The sequence below is a fragment of the Collinsella sp. 1033st1_E11_1033SCRN_220408 genome (genome assembly GCF_039062465.1).
In the GTDB taxonomy this organism is placed as follows: Bacteria; Actinomycetota; Coriobacteriia; order Coriobacteriales; family Atopobiaceae; genus Parolsenella.
On the sequence record NZ_JBCLNF010000005.1, the window covers coordinates 1 to 14,562 of the forward strand.

The window sequence follows — 14,562 nt, forward strand, 5'->3', positions numbered from 1 at the left end:
CGCACAGCGCGTGCGGGGGCCTGCCTCCGATGTCACGCATACTCGGTGTAAACAACGTCATGGCACATAACAGCTAGTACGGGTTGATCGACCCGAACGAGAAGGTCGGCCCAAGCTTGAGGCGGCTCTCGAAGGCGTTGATGTCCTCGATCGGGTTGGTCACCGTGGTGGCGCGGAGCTGCTCCCTGGGGAACCTGGCGGAGTAGAGGTAGTCATCCGTCATGTCGCCGTCCTTGTTCCTGCGCTGCGTGTAGCCGGAGACCGTGACCTCCACGATGTTCGCATTGAGGTCGAAGATATTAGCGGCCATAAAGAAGGCCAGGCCAAGCACGCAGATTGCGTACTCCTCCTTGAGCTGCTTCTGGGTCTTGTCGACGACCTTCACCTGGCCCGAGGCGAGCTGCCTGGTCGTCGTCTGGGGTAGGTCCTCGATCTCCGGAAGGTCGAGGTCGAGGTAGAGGCGGCCGTCCTCGCACCCGATCTGGGCGCTCACGGTGGCGGGAATCTCGAGGTTGGAGAGCCACTCCTCCACGAGGTCCGCCATGACCTCGTCATCTGTCGAAAGGGCGGCCTCGAGGGCGCGCTGCCCCTGCTCACCCGTGGTGAAGGCGGCGGCGGAGAGGTGCTGCGAGAGCTCGTCGGCGGTGAGGACCTGTGGCGCGAGCTTGTAGATGTCGATGAACTCCCTGCTCTCCTTCTCGGACTCCTCCTGCATCTCAGCCCAGACGCGCTGTTGCTCCTCGAGAGCGGGCGAGAGACGCGGACGCTCCGCGGCGACGGACCTCGCGGAACCGGAACCGACGCTCCTGGCCTTGCTCGCGCCAGAGGACTTGGACGAGCGCTTGGAGCCACCGAGCTTCGTGCGATAGGAAAGGCCCGTGCCCGGCAGGCCGGCGGAGGCATACACGCCCCTCTTGCTGATGTTGAGCGTGGCACCCTTGGGGCCGAGGCTCAGGCTCGGACCGCTCTTGCTCAGGTTGACGCGAATGCCCTTTGCCAGGGACACGGACTTGTGGAATCGAAGACCCATGCTCACTCCCCCCCCACTCGATGCGTATGCCTCCATCTTACGGGTTGATGCGGACATCCCTGGCGTGCCACTCCGTAGGCGCGCAAAAAGCCCCTCCAGCGAATGCTCTCGCCAGAGGGGCACATCTTTGCAAGTCAGTTTTACTAGCTCAAACCTGAAAAAGGGACTGTCCCTTTTTCAGGTTTTCGTCTTTATCGCCTAGACAGCCAAAGCGCGGAGAGCAGCGACGCGACGGAAGCGGCTAGCGCAAGATAGGGAGCCGCACTTGCAACGTCTCCCGTCTGGGGAAGCCCAGAAGAGGCCCCGCCCTGCGCACCCTGCGACCCGCCGGCGGCACCGTTCGAGCCGTCCCCCGAGCCGGTCGACGATCCGGTCTTCTCCGTGAACTCCCACTCGCCAACAAAGGTCACGTTGCCCTCGGAGTCCGCCGTAGTGGCATCTGCCACCACGGACTCCCGGTCATAGCCCTTGAACGTCCACGTGCCGCCGGGCACCTCCACCACGCACTTGGTCGGCGCAATGGCGCTCAGCGTGGCGTTCGTCGCATAGGCCTTCGTATCTTTGGGCGTCAGGTTCAGCACATCGTCCGGCAGCGACATTCCCGGCGTGGCGCTCTGGAACTCGTACTTGGCATGGAACTCAGAAAGGGACCCGCTGCCCGCCGCAATCAGACAGACTTCGTCCCCAGAGCCGATGGTGGCATAGCCGGGATACTCCCGGCGCTCATCCTTCGACTGATCGACGTAGCGAGAAGATTCGTCGTCGACATACCAACCGTCGATCCTCTTGTTGGTCACGTCATCCGGCTTACTGCCAAGGTAGCGCTCACCCATGTTTCTGGCAGAAGACAGCTGCGCCGGCGTATTGGCAAGGTAAACGTCAGACGCCGCACCATCAGCGACGTTGTTGCAGAGCTTCGTGCCGTTCACGATCACCGCTCCGCTGTTCCTTGTCGCAGCGAGGCCGCCGCCGCATATCGCGGCCTTGTTGCCGGTGATGGCTCCTCCATTGATGTTCATCACGGCGGAGTTGTCGGAGAACATGACACCGCCGCCTACGTCAGCACGATTGTCCGAGATGGTTCCGCCATTCATGGTGAAGAACGATCCATACGCCACGAACACGCCGCCGCCAAAGCTGGTATATCCGTCAGGAGAGTCCGCGTAACAATCCGTGATTTCGCCGCCGTCCATGATGAACGATCCGCCAAACATCACCGCGACTCCTCCACCCCAGCAGATGGATCCACCGTTTATGCCGCAGTTTCTGATGGTGCCGCCATACATGTGGAACGCGCCGCCCTCCACAGTGACGCCACCGCCGTAGTAGGCGTTGCCCTCACGGTCAGAAATCGTCACGCCAGAGAACATGTTGCAGGTGCCCGCAACGTGCAGAAGGCCGGGGGCGTCATTGTTCTGTTCGGATCCGCCTTTGATGGTCAGCGCGTCGCTGCCATCAGTGGACCCCAGATTCAGCTGCGAGCCCTCCTGAACGTAAAGAGAGGTGTCTCGGCGAGGGAAAGTGATGGTGTGACCGTTTCCGAGAATGGTGGTAGTGCAGGCAGAGCTGAAAGATGCACCGTATAACTCAATGTCATCAGTCAGCTTGATGACGTAATCTTCGCCCGTTTTCCCGTTGATGGCAGCAACGGCGCTGTTGAACTCCGCGCTATCACCCACTTCGTAGACGTTAGACTCCGCGGCAAACGCCAACGTGGGCACCGCAAACACGCAAGATACGAGCATCGTCATAAGGGCGAGCGCCCTGCCAAGCGTCTTCACTAAAACCTACTTTCAAACGCGACCACAACCGTAGACAGAGCATCGGGCTCCCCGTGCGGACAAAAAACGACGCTCGCGCCGCATCAAGGGTTCGATGCAGCTAAAAAATGTCAGTTTATTAAATTCTTGCTGCCCGGTCTACAGCAATTCAGACTAGCTACGCCGCTCAACAGCCCCCCGCAAACCAAGTGCGGCAGGAATCCCGGCATGCGAAATACAAGCTCGCGCGGTTTTTGCTCCCCGAATCCAACTCAGCCCTATAAAACCGGTTCAGAAACAGGCGTCAGACGCTCGTTTTCCCACCGGTTTATTAGCGGATAGCGACAGTGAGCAGCCAAATGGCCTCTGGGCAAGTGGCCGGTTTTTGAGCGAGCAAATCACCTGGGGTTTTGTAACGCTAAAAGAGGGGACTACTCGTCCGGGAATCGTTTGGCTGCTCACAGTCGCTATCCCCTCATTTATTCGCCGCTTATAGTCGAGTCAAATAAGGAACGTCACTACTCCCTCACGCACTTATAGTGAACGAGACGCCGTATCCGGCCGAACAGACTCGAAGGCAGGCCCCATGACCCCAACGCAAAAGAAGATAGTCGTTACGCTCGGGTTTTGCGGGCTTGTCTCCGCCGCAGACAACTGGTTTGTCTCTCCCGCACTCCCGGCGATCGCCCAGACGCTCGCCATCGCCCCGGCAGCCGCGACGATCATCCTCACCGCATACCTCACGCCCTACGGGCTGCTGCAACCCGTATGTGGTGCCATTGGCGACGCCGTTGGACGCGTACGTCTCCTTTGCGTCATCGTCGCGGGCCTTGCCGTGAGCACCGTGCTTTGCGCCGCAGCACCCACGCTCGAGGCGCTCGTCGTGACACGAATCGTCACCGGCTGCTTCGCCGCGGGAATCATCAGCGTAAACCAGTCGCTCGTTGGCAGCGTCGTGAGCGAGGAGGACCGACAGGGCGCCGTGGGCCTGCTCATGGGCGTCACGTTTACCGGCCAGGGCCTTTCGGCAGGCCTCGGCGGGCTCATCTGCGACCTTGTGGGGTGGCGCGCGGCATTTATCTGCTTTGGCATACTCGGCGCAGCTGCCTGGCTCGGCGTCAGGCGTCTGAGGTACCTCGACGAGATGGACGGCGCGGGCACCGTCGACGCGCCGGGCACCGACGTGAATGCCGCAGGCGTGGGCACCGCCGACGCGGCAGACGCCAGCGTGAGCGTCGCAGGCGCGGGCGCGGTCGGCTCAGCTGAACGCGAGCCCTTCAAGCCCGCGGCGTTTCTCCGCCACGCGGCGCAAATCTTCTTTGGACCCGGACGCGCCATCTATTTCGTCGCCTTCACGACCGGCATCATCTTCCTCGGGGTGTACGGATTCATGGGCACCTTCCTGGCCGAGAGGTGCGGCCTCTCCTCCACCCAGGCGGGCCTGCTTATGATGTTCTACGGCCTCGCCTGCCTCGCCGGCGGCAGCATTTCCGGCCGCATCGGCGAGGCTCGGGGCCAGCGGGGCGTTATCGCCGTGGGCGAGACCTCGGGCGTCATCGCAACGGCCCTGCTAGCGGCGTCGACAATCACGGGCTCGTGGATGCCCGCGCTCCCCGCCGCGGCGTGCCTCGGCCTGGGCTACATACTGGTACAGCCCACGCTCGTCTCGTTCTCCATGGATATCGACCCCTCGCACACGGGTCTCTGCACCGGACTCATCGGCCTGGGCGTTTTCGCGGGAGGCGGCATTGGCAGCAGCCTCGGCAGCATCGCCATTGCCGGCGGCGGCTACTTTGTGCTGTGGACAATCGCCGGCGTGGCGCTTGTCGCCCAGGCGATCGCCGGCGCGAGGTTCCTGCCGAGCAAATAAGGCGAGGCGCCAGCGACAGAGCAGCGCGAACGCCGAGGTGTCGCAATCGGCGCCAGCCCCCTCGTCCCGCGCTCACGTTCGAACGATTGTTCGATGGATTTCGTGTCAGAAGGGGCAGCCGACACGCCGGGCTATGTTAAGTTGCTTATCTAAACCAAATTACCCGGCCCCAAACACACGAAGACGCAGCGGCTGGCGCATCGCGCCGCGGTGCTGGGGTCGCAACCAATAGGCACGCCCGATGAAAGTCAGGCGCCGGCAGGGAGCATCGAGAGAGCGAGCATGGCAAAGAACACCGCAAACTATGGCAACGACAGCATTCGTCAGCTCAAAGACGAGGAGCGTGTACGTCTCCGCCCCGCCGTCATCTTCGGCTCGGACGGTCTCGACGGCTGCGCGCACGCCGCCTTCGAGATCCTCTCCAACGCGGTCGACGAGGCTCGTCAGGGCTTTGGCAAGCTGATCACCCTCACCGCCTTCGCCGACAAGTCCATCCAGGTGGAGGACAACGGCCGCGGCTGCCCGCTGGGCTGGAACCCCACCGAGAAGCGCTTCAACTGGGAGCTCGTCTTCTGCGAGCTCTACGCCGGCGGCAAGTACGACAACAACCAGGGCGGCGACTACGATTTCTCGCTCGGCACCAACGGCCTGGGCTCGTGCGCCACCCAATACGCCTCGGAGTACATGGATGTCACCGTCTGGCGCGACGGCAACAAATACTCGCTGCACTTCAAGAAGGGCAAGGTCGTCGGCTCCAAGAAGAAGGCCCTTGAGGTCGAGCCCACCGATGAGCAGCGCACCGGCACCACCATCAAGTGGCGTCCGGACCTCGAGGTATTCACCTCGATCGACATCCCCGACGAGTGGTACCGCGAGACCATGCGCCGCCAGGCCGTGGTCAACGCCAACGTCACCTTCCGCCTGCGCATCGAGGGCGAGGACGGCAGCTTCACCGAGGAAGACTTCTGCTACCCCAAGGGCATCGAGGACTACGTGCTCGAGAAGGTCGGTGCCAACTACCTCACCGAACCCTTCTTCATCGAGGCGGACCGCCGTGGCCGCGACCGCGATGACCTGCCAGACTACAACGTCAAGATCACGGCGTGCATGTGCTTCTCCCGCACCTTCCAGATGCAGGAGTACTACCACAATTCGTCCTGGCTTGAGAACGGCGGCTCGCCCGAGAAGGCGGCCCGCAGCGCCCTGACCAGCGCCCTCGACGCCTACATCAAGAGCCAGGGCAAGTACAACAAGAACGAGAGCTCAATCAAGTGGCAGGACGTCCAGGACTGTCTCGTGCTGGTGACCAACTGCTTCTCCACCCAGACCTCCTATGAGAACCAGACCAAGAAGGCCATCAACAACCGCTTCATCCAGCAGGCGATGACGGCCTTCTTCAAGGAGCGCCTCTCGACCTACCTGATCGAGAACAAGGACGCCGCCAGCAAGATCGTGGACCAGGTGCTCATCAACAAGCGCTCCCGCGAGAACGCCGAGAAGACCCGCCAGAGCATCAAGACCAACCTGCAGCAGAAGACCGACATGGCCAACCGCGTGCAGAAGTTCATCGACTGCCGCTCGAAGGACAAGACCCGCCGCGAGATCTACATCGTGGAGGGCGACTCCGCGGCAGGCGCCATCCGCACGTCTCGCGACGCGGAGTTCCAGGGCGTCATGCCGGTTCGAGGCAAGATCCTCAACTGCCTCAAGGAGGACTACCCGCGCATCTTCAAGTCCGACATCATCATGGACCTCATGCGCGTCCTCGGTTGCGGCGTGGAGATCAGCGACAGGCGCATCAAGAACCTCGCCACCTTCGACCTGAACAACCTCAACTGGAGCAAGGTCATCATCTGCACGGATGCTGACGTCGACGGATACCACATCCGCACGCTCATCCTGACGATGCTCTACCGCCTGGTGCCCACGCTCATCGACGAGGGCTATGTCTACATCGCAGAGTCGCCGCTCTATGAGATCAACTGCGGCGAGAAGACCTACTTCGCCTACACCGAGCTCGAAAAGAACGACGTCCTGAAGGAGATCGGCGACAAGAAGTGCTCCATCAACCGCTCGAAGGGTCTTGGTGAGAACGATCCGGACATGATGTGGCTCACCACCATGAACCCCGAGACGCGCCGCCTGATCAAGGTCGAGCCCGAGGACATCGCGAGGATGGAGACCATGTTCAACCTGTTGCTGGGCAATGACGACGAGGGGCGCAAGCGTCACATCGCCGAGCACGGCAAAGAGTATCTAGACCAGCTGGACCTGCAGTAACGCGAAGGCGCAGTCAGGGCAACGCAGCCCAACCGCGCCAACTCAACAGACCAGCCAAAGCAGACGTTTCAAGAGGGAATCGTGGCAAAGAAGAAGACGCAGCCTAAAAAGAAGCAAGTCAACGACGAGAACGTCATCGGCCTGCACTCCGAGGTCACGGAGCAGCCCATCACGGAGACGCTCGAGACCAACTACATGCCCTACGCCATGAGCACCAACGTCTCGCGAGCGTTCCCGGAGATCGACGGCTTCAAGCCCTCGCACCGCAAGCTGCTCTACACCATGTACAAGATGGGGCTGCTCAAGGGCGAGCGCCAGAAGAGCGCCAACATCGTGGGCCAGACCATGAAGCTCAACCCCCACGGTGACGCAGCCATCTATGAGACGATGGTGCGCCTCGCCACGGGCAACGAAGCGCTGCTTGCGCCCTTCGTCGAGTCCAAGGGCAACTTCGGCAAGTACTACTCGGGAGACCTCAGCTATGCGGCCTCCCGTTACACCGAGGCGAAGCTCTCCCCCATCTGCGCCGAGATCTTCAAGGACATCGACAAGGATCCCGTGGACTTCGTCGACAGCTACGACGGTGCCATGAAGGAGCCGCGCCTGCTGCCCACCACGTTCCCCAACATCCTCGTGTCCGCGAACAAGGGCATCGGCGTCGCCATGGCGTCCGACATCTGCGGCTTCAACCTCAACGAGGTCTGTACCGCCACCATGCACTACCTCGAGAATCCCGAGTGCGACCTGCTCGAGTACATGCCCATGCCCGACTTCTCCACCGGCGGCGAGATCATCTACCGTCGCGAGGAGATGGAGCGCATCATCGAAACGGGCCTCGGCAGCTTCCAGATCCGCTCGCGTTGGCGCTGGATCCCCGAGGAGCGAATCATCGAGGTCTACGAGATTCCGTACACCACCAAGACCGACATCATCATCGAGCGCATCGTCAAGCTCTCCAAGGAGGGCAAGGTGCGCGAGATTGCCGATATCCGCGACGAGACCGACCTCTCCGGCCTGCGCATCGCCATCGACCTCAAGCGAGGAGTCAACCCCGACGAGCTCATGGCGAAGCTCTTCCGCATGACCACGCTCCAGGATTCGTTCTCGTGCAACTTCAACGTGCTGGTTGACGGCTACCCCCGCGTCATGGGCGTGCGCCAGATCCTGCACGAGTGGGTCGAGTGGCGCGTCCAGTCCACGCGTCGACGCGTGAGCTTCGACCTGAACAAGAAGTCAGAGCGCCTGCACCTGCTGCACGGCCTCGAGGCGATCCTGCTCGACATCGACAAGGCCATCGCCATCATCCGCGGCACGAAGCTCGAGGCGGAGGTCGTGCCCAACCTCATGAAGGGCTTCGGCATCGACGAGACGCAGGCCGAGTTCGTCGCCGAGATCAAGCTCCGCAACATCAACGAGGAGTACATCCTCAACCGCACCAAGGACATCGAGAAGCTCGAGGGCGAAATCGCCGAGCTCGAGGACATCCTGTCGAGCGAGGACAAGATCAAGCAGGTTATCAGCGACGAGCTGGCCGCAGTCAACAAGAAGTACGTGATGCCGCGCAAGACCGGCCGCGTTGACCCGGCCGATGTCATCGAGGTGAGCCTGGAGCCCGAAGTCGAAGAGTACCCGGTCACGATCATGCTCTCGCGCGACGGCTACCTCAAGAAGATGACGGACCGCGTGCTCAAGACAGGTGCGGCGCTCAAGTACAAGGACGGAGACGAGCCCTTCATCGAGTTCCCGTCCTCCAACACGCATGAGCTGCTCGTGTTCACCGACAAGAGCCAGGTGTACAAGTGCAAGGTCGCGGCGTTCGAGGACACCAAGTCCGCCCAGCTCGGCTCCTACCTGCCGACCGACCTCGAGATGGAGCCGGACGAGAACGTCATCTGGGTGATCGATCCCGAGGATTACAAAGCAGACGTGCTCTTCGCCTTCGAGAACGGCCGTGTCGTCCGCGTGGCGCTGGCGGGGTACGTGACCAAGACCAACCGTAAACGCCTCAAGAACGCCATCTATGGCGGGTCCAAGCTGCTGTTCGCCCAGGTGCTCAAGGAGGACCGCGACATCGCGCTCGTCTCGAACGACGGCCGTCTGATGAACTTCAACACGTCGCTGCTCAAGACCAAGACGACCACCAACACCCAGGGCGTCCAGGCCTTCACGGCCAAGAAGGGCCGCATCGTCACCGCCGTCGGTACGATCGAGGACTTCCTGGGAAGCGATGTCTGGGCAGAAAAGTTCTGCGCCCAGGCCCTCCCCTGCGCCGGTGCCCTCATGAAGGAAAGCGACATGCCGAGCCTGTTCGACTAGCGCGACCGGCTGAAACCGCGGAAGTCGAACCGCCACAAATCCTTAAACGATGGCCCCGGAGCACGACTAATCGCACTCCGGGGCCCTTGCATACGGTTCGAATTATCTGCTTGCAAGCTCAAGCAAAAACCTCCAAGCCGGAATCACTTCTATTTTCAGACCATCCTTTTCGATGGATCCGTCCTCTTCTTTTGTGACGATAAGCAAACGACGGACATTTTGGTCAATCCGCGCAAGCTTTATCAAATTACCCACTTCGCGTGGATTAGCACTTTCCGAAAGCGAATAGGCAACTTGAACGGCAAGTCCCTCATCGGGCACATAAAAGTCAACGTCGATGCCGTTCTTTGGCGATTTGAGATAGCAGAGCTCGTCACCATACCTATCGAGCATCGCGACCGCGACCTCATTTTCCAGAAGAACCGGCTCCTTTTTTGAGAGAAACAGGTTGAGCAGCCCGTTGTCTGTGAAATAGTACTTGGGGTTTCCCTCACGCTCGATAAACTTGGCAACAGCATTGCGAACGGGAAAGATGAGATAGGCTTCCTGGGCCATAGCAAGGTAATTGATCACCGAGTCCTTGCTGACCTTGTATCCGATGCCCTTCAACATGCCGTAGAACATCGTGCTCGACGCCTCATTATGAACCGTCTCCGCGACTTTCTTCATCAACACCCTCATCGTCTGCGGGTTACGCACGTTGTTTCGAGCAACGATGTCTCCCAGAAGCACCTTTTGATAAACGCTCTCCACATACTCTCGCGGCATGCCATAGCGAAGCGACTCGGGAAAGCCCCCGTCAACATAAAACGACTCAAAGGCTGCCGAAATCGCACCCTTACCAGACGTCGAGTACACGGCCGCCTCGTCGTATTGTTTTCCGGTGGCATCGAGATATTCGTCGAATCGATAAGGTGTCACATACCTCGTCAGGTAGCGGCCACCAAGCGTCGTCTCGATTTGCGCGCTCAGCATCTTTGCGTTGCTTCCCGTTATGTATGCTCGACGGCCAGAATCAGCCAAACGACGTGCGAATTTTTCCCAACCATCGATGTTTTGAACCTCGTCAAGAAAGAAAAAGCCCTCCTCGTCACTCAGCTCACTTTGGACCACGAGAATGTCGTTGAAGTCCGACAAAGTGAACTCGGCGAGTCGCTCGTCCTCGAAATTGATGTAGATGATCCGGCGCCAATCAACACCCCGCGCGACCAGGTCTTGAACAAGACCATAGAGGAGCGTCGACTTTCCAGCACGGCGCAAACCGGTTACGACGTAGTTGGCCTGGGCATCAAGGAAATATCGACGATGGACGATATCTGCGTTGCGAATAATCTCATGCTGGTCGAAGATGACGCTTTTCAGAATCTCCCTATTCATCATTCCCCAATCCGTCTTATATGCTCGACAGATTATATGATAATCCGTCTTATATACTCGACAGATATTCAGCAACGCAAAGTTAAGCGAGCTTGCGAGCGAGCTCACGCACCTCTTCGAGCTTGGGTGACGATGTCATACTGTCACGCTCGGTCATGCCGCCGATGGTGACGATGCCCTGATCCTCCCACTTGCAATACGCGCAGGTAGCCTTGTACATAGCGATTGCCGCGTCATAGACGCCCTCGCTGTGGCTGTCGAGCAAAAGGGCAGTCTTGGTAAACGGGAAACCCGTAGCGCCGAAGGCGTACAGACGGTCGATGACGGCCTTCTCCTGCGCGGTGATATCGAACCAGTAGATGGGCGAAGCGAACACGACCATGTCGGCGTTCTTGAGCGACTCAATCACGCCGGCCATATCGTCCTTCTGCACGCAAGCGGCCTCGTGCTCGAAGCAGTACTGGCACCCCAGGCAACCGGCGATCTTCTTGCCGGCAACGCGCACGACTTCGACCGCGTGGCCACCCTCGCGCGCAGCCTCAGCAAACGTGTCGACCATGGTGTCAGTGTTGGCGCCCTTGCGCGGGCTACCACTCAATACAACGATGTTCATAGGGCTCTCCTCTCCCGGTGTCGCAGGAGCGCGACACGCTGCTTTTTGTTATTACCAAAGCGGATGGAGCTATTCAATCGCCCGCTTATCACTTCTTTGCTCAAACCAAATAGCCTTACGTAAGATCACGCCTGCACAATCCTCGCCGACCGGCGATTACGAAACCGCAAAAGCGGGGGCGCGGGTGCACTGCGGCGCTTCGTTTCACTAGACCTTCCGCCGCCTCCGCGCATCGCCCGTGGCGAGCGCAGGCCGCCCGGGCGCTTGCGCCCACCATGGGACGCGTCTCCAAGCAGCGCGCCCGCTACGAAACAATCGTCTTGTAATAGGCGCCGAAGTCTGCGAGCGAGTCCATGACGGGTATCATCTGGCGGCCGAGTTCGGTGAGGCCATACTCGACGCGGGGAGGATTCTCGCCATAGTCATGGCGAGAGACCAGCCCGTCATCCTCCATCTGACGCAGGCTGTCGGTGAGCACCTTCTGAGAGATTCCCTCAAGGTCACGGCGCAACTCGTTGAAACGCCAGGGGCGTACGCGCAGGTTACGGATAATGAGCAGCTTCCACTTGCCACCGATGAGCGCCACCGCCGTCGCGACCGGACACTCCGGGAGTTCCTCTTTCGCCTTCACGGGAGACCCACTTTCCTCAATCGTGCCGGTTTCAAAAAAAGATACGCAGTTACAAATTTGTGCGTACTCGTATTTGCATGTGCCTTTGCGTTGAATGTATCCCACGCAGGAGATGCCTGCAAGGTAAATCAGCCTCAGGAGAGGAGCCATTATGGCCAATTACGCAAAGACCAACATCGGCAATGAGGGCCGCGTCGAGCTGCACGAAGTGCTCGGGCTTACCGGAGCAGAGGTGAGCGTCAACAAGCTTCCCGCCGGCGCTGGCGTTCCGTTCGTGCACGCGCACAAGAATAACGAGGAGATCTATGGCGTGCTCGAGGGCGCCGGCTCGGCCACGATCGACGGCGAGGACATCGAGCTTGCCGCCGGCGACTGGCTGCGCGTCTCCCCCGCCGCGCACCGCCAGTTCCGTGCCGCGTCCGACTCGGGCATCACGTACGTCTGCATCCAGGTCAAGCAGGGGTCCCTCGACGCCTTCACGGCCGACGACGCCATCATGCTCTAATTCGCGATCAGCGCGCGAGGGGCCATGGGAGCCACGCAGGCCCGACACCGCCCGCATGCCCCCTTCGGAATAACTCGTCTTGAACTCAGGACATTGAGTTTTCGTTTTTGTCCCAAAGGGCACTGCGGATGGTCCCTGCGGACTCAATAGCGCCGAAAACGCCCGTTTCGAAACTCAGGTGCCCTTTAGCGTGCAGGCCACCAGCTGCAATTGTAGGTGAATTAGCTCGGGTGGCTTTCGCGCCGTTCGCAAAACCGCAGGTTGCGGAGCTTCATCGTCGGTGGGCAGGTGAGTGGTCTTGGGTGGCTTGCCTATGAGTTGGCGAACCTCGGGCTTCGAAAGGTTCCAGGATTTCGCCAGCGGCCGGAAACGCTTCAAGTTCCCTTGAATTATCAGACAGTGCATGATACAAGGTAATCGGTTTTCCATTAGGAAGGCTTCCAAGTGCCGGGGACGTTTTCCCCGGCACTTTTCTTATCCAGGAGAACAGCGCGGGAACTCAGCATCTTCGTCGACGAGTCGGGTAGCCAGGATGCGTGTGGGATTATTCGAGTGCGGCCAGGATCTCTTTTGCCGTCTCGCAACACTGCATCAGCTCGATGCCGGCTGCATAGGGGTTCTTCTTTGCGTATCTGCCCCACTGCGCGAGCATTGCCTTGTCAGTTGCGACTTCGTCGAGGACCAGTCGCCACCGCGCTACCATCCGCACGCTGCCGCGCTTGACGCATGTATGTTCAAGCGCTTCCCGCAAAGTGGGGATCTCGCACTCGCCGCCCCTGGTTTTCCAGAGCAGGTGTATGTCATAGAAGTCGCGCGGCCTCGTGTTTGCCACACCACGCGAGACGACGGTCTCGAGCTTCTCAGCGAGCACCGTCTCGAGAGGATAGGACATCAGGCCAACGCTTCCCTCGTCGAACAGGAGTGGGTAGTCATAGGCGACGGGGCCGGGCGTAATGCTGTCGCCCGTGGTGACGTCAATCTTGAGGGGCACCACCATGGGCGGATACATCGCCTTCAAGTACACGCGTATCCCCGGATAGTCGTCGGTCTCCCTGATATCCTCGGCGCGCTCGAACTCAAAGCTCCAGTCGTCGTTAGCATCGACCGCCGCCACCTCGCTAAAGATCTTCTCGGCTGATTCATGCGTCAGCGTTAATCCCGTTATGGTCGTGTCGAGGTCCATCGTTGTTCTGGATGCCACCCCTACGAGGGAGGAGATGAGCATGCCGCCCTTGATGATGACGTTATCGCGCCATTTTGATTTCGAGAGGCGTTCGAGGAGCCTCTCAAAGAGATAGCTCTGCATGAGGGATTGCGCAGGAATGCCCGCCTCCCTCGCTCTGGCGTTGATGCGCGCCTTGAGCTGCATGGCGTTCTTCGTCCTCATAGCAGCACCTCCAGATAATTGCGAATCTTCGATTCCACTCCGAGGCGTCGAGCATAGGCGATAAGTTTCATGGGATCGCAGCTTTCGCTTCGTACATAGGCTCTCATCGCCGGAGTGATCAGCTGGGTATCCGGTGCCCCCTGGCCGCGGACGAGGTCGCACAGCGTCCTTTCGACGTCGTATGCCCTGACCATATTGCCGTACTGAGTCCTGATTTCGCAAAGGCCCAAATTGAGAACACTGTCGGCGCAGGTGCGGCACGTAAGCCCAGTTGCCCGCGCCGCGGTTGCGTTGTAGCTCCTGGGAAAGGTCATCGTCGGAACAAAGGGGGGACGGTCCGTCATGTCGTGAAGGAAGAGCGCCGTGTCATCCGAGAAAACTCCGCGCGAGAAGCGGTGCTGCACGACGTAGAGGGGATCCTCCCATATGCCGGGAAGCGCATAGAGGCCTCGGTCAACTTGGACGAGCTCGCCGGAGCGTACGGCCTCCGCGAGCTCGCGCCTGGGGATGCCGGCGTCTGTCGCCTGCGCTGAGGTGATGTAGCCGTTGCGGCTTGCGGCCATGTCCGTCAGAGCCGTCATTGGGCCTCCTTCCATTCAGTACATTCATGCTGAATATTATCTAATATTCAGCATGAATGTACAACTGCGACGCAGGTATCGTGCTTGGCTTCAAGAAGGGCATCCTGAAGGAGACGTGCAAGAAGCTCATCTGGCAAAAACGCAGTTGCTTGCTTCGCCTATGTGCCTTCGCTGCCGACGGTTGTTGTACGGGGAGGTTGATAAGAGGCTGT

General features: G+C 60.0%; 11 protein-coding genes. 4 read left to right on the plus strand and 7 right to left on the minus strand.

Features of this window, described 5'->3' with window-relative positions; translation table 11 throughout:
- Positions 1 to 73: 73 nt before the first annotated feature.
- Entirely contained in the window at positions 74 to 1,030 is a 957-nt protein-coding gene (locus ABCN07_RS05450; RefSeq protein WP_343005743.1) for a DUF4236 domain-containing protein, read from the minus strand.
- Between the two features lie 191 nt (positions 1,031 to 1,221).
- Complete coding sequence (locus ABCN07_RS05455) at positions 1,222 to 2,811, minus strand: SHIRT domain-containing protein (protein WP_343005744.1); 1,590 nt, start codon at positions 2,809 to 2,811, stop codon at positions 1,222 to 1,224.
- Between the two features lie 565 nt (positions 2,812 to 3,376).
- Between ABCN07_RS05455 and ABCN07_RS05460 the strand changes: the two genes are divergently transcribed.
- The 3 genes from ABCN07_RS05460 (at position 3,377) to ABCN07_RS05470 (ending at position 9,256) form a co-directional block, all read left to right on the plus strand.
- The gene (locus ABCN07_RS05460) at positions 3,377 to 4,660 is read left to right on the plus strand and encodes an MFS transporter (protein WP_343005745.1); all 1,284 of its coding nucleotides are present in this window, start codon (positions 3,377 to 3,379) and stop codon (positions 4,658 to 4,660) included.
- A gap of 282 nt (positions 4,661 to 4,942) precedes the next feature.
- Positions 4,943 to 6,940: a toprim domain-containing protein gene (locus tag ABCN07_RS05465; RefSeq protein WP_343005746.1), complete on the plus strand. Its 1,998-nt coding sequence runs from the start codon at positions 4,943 to 4,945 to the stop codon at positions 6,938 to 6,940.
- 81 nt (positions 6,941 to 7,021) lie between these two features.
- Positions 7,022 to 9,256, plus strand: a complete 2,235-nt coding sequence (locus ABCN07_RS05470) for a DNA gyrase subunit A (RefSeq protein WP_343005747.1) — start codon at positions 7,022 to 7,024, stop codon at positions 9,254 to 9,256.
- 102 nt (positions 9,257 to 9,358) lie between these two features.
- Here ABCN07_RS05470 and ABCN07_RS05475 read toward each other — a convergent pair whose 3' ends face one another.
- The 3 genes from ABCN07_RS05475 to ABCN07_RS05485 all read right to left on the minus strand — a co-directional run bounded on the left by ABCN07_RS05475 (position 9,359) and on the right by ABCN07_RS05485 (position 11,877).
- The gene (locus ABCN07_RS05475) at positions 9,359 to 10,636 is read right to left on the minus strand and encodes an ATP-binding protein (protein WP_343005748.1); all 1,278 of its coding nucleotides are present in this window, start codon (positions 10,634 to 10,636) and stop codon (positions 9,359 to 9,361) included.
- A gap of 79 nt (positions 10,637 to 10,715) precedes the next feature.
- Positions 10,716 to 11,246, minus strand: coding sequence for a flavodoxin family protein (locus ABCN07_RS05480; RefSeq protein WP_343005749.1), 531 nt, complete (start codon positions 11,244 to 11,246; stop codon positions 10,716 to 10,718).
- A 304-nt stretch (positions 11,247 to 11,550) separates the two neighbouring features.
- Positions 11,551 to 11,877: a helix-turn-helix domain-containing protein gene (locus ABCN07_RS05485; protein ID WP_343005750.1), complete on the minus strand. Its 327-nt coding sequence runs from the start codon at positions 11,875 to 11,877 to the stop codon at positions 11,551 to 11,553.
- 151 nt (positions 11,878 to 12,028) lie between these two features.
- Here ABCN07_RS05485 and ABCN07_RS05490 point away from each other — a divergent pair, with 151 nt between their 5' ends.
- A complete protein-coding gene (locus tag ABCN07_RS05490; protein WP_343005751.1) occupies positions 12,029 to 12,382 on the plus strand; it encodes a cupin domain-containing protein in 354 nt (117 codons plus the stop codon).
- Between the two features lie 544 nt (positions 12,383 to 12,926).
- Here ABCN07_RS05490 and ABCN07_RS05495 read toward each other — a convergent pair.
- Together ABCN07_RS05495 and ABCN07_RS05500 are read right to left on the minus strand one after the other, a co-directional pair.
- A complete protein-coding gene (locus tag ABCN07_RS05495; protein ID WP_343005752.1) occupies positions 12,927 to 13,769 on the minus strand; it encodes a nucleotidyl transferase AbiEii/AbiGii toxin family protein in 843 nt (280 codons plus the stop codon).
- Complete coding sequence (locus ABCN07_RS05500; protein ID WP_343005753.1) at positions 13,766 to 14,350, minus strand: type IV toxin-antitoxin system AbiEi family antitoxin domain-containing protein; 585 nt, start codon at positions 14,348 to 14,350, stop codon at positions 13,766 to 13,768. Before ABCN07_RS05500 ends, ABCN07_RS05495 begins: the two co-directional genes overlap by 4 nt.
- Between the last annotated feature and the right edge of the window lie 212 nt (positions 14,351 to 14,562).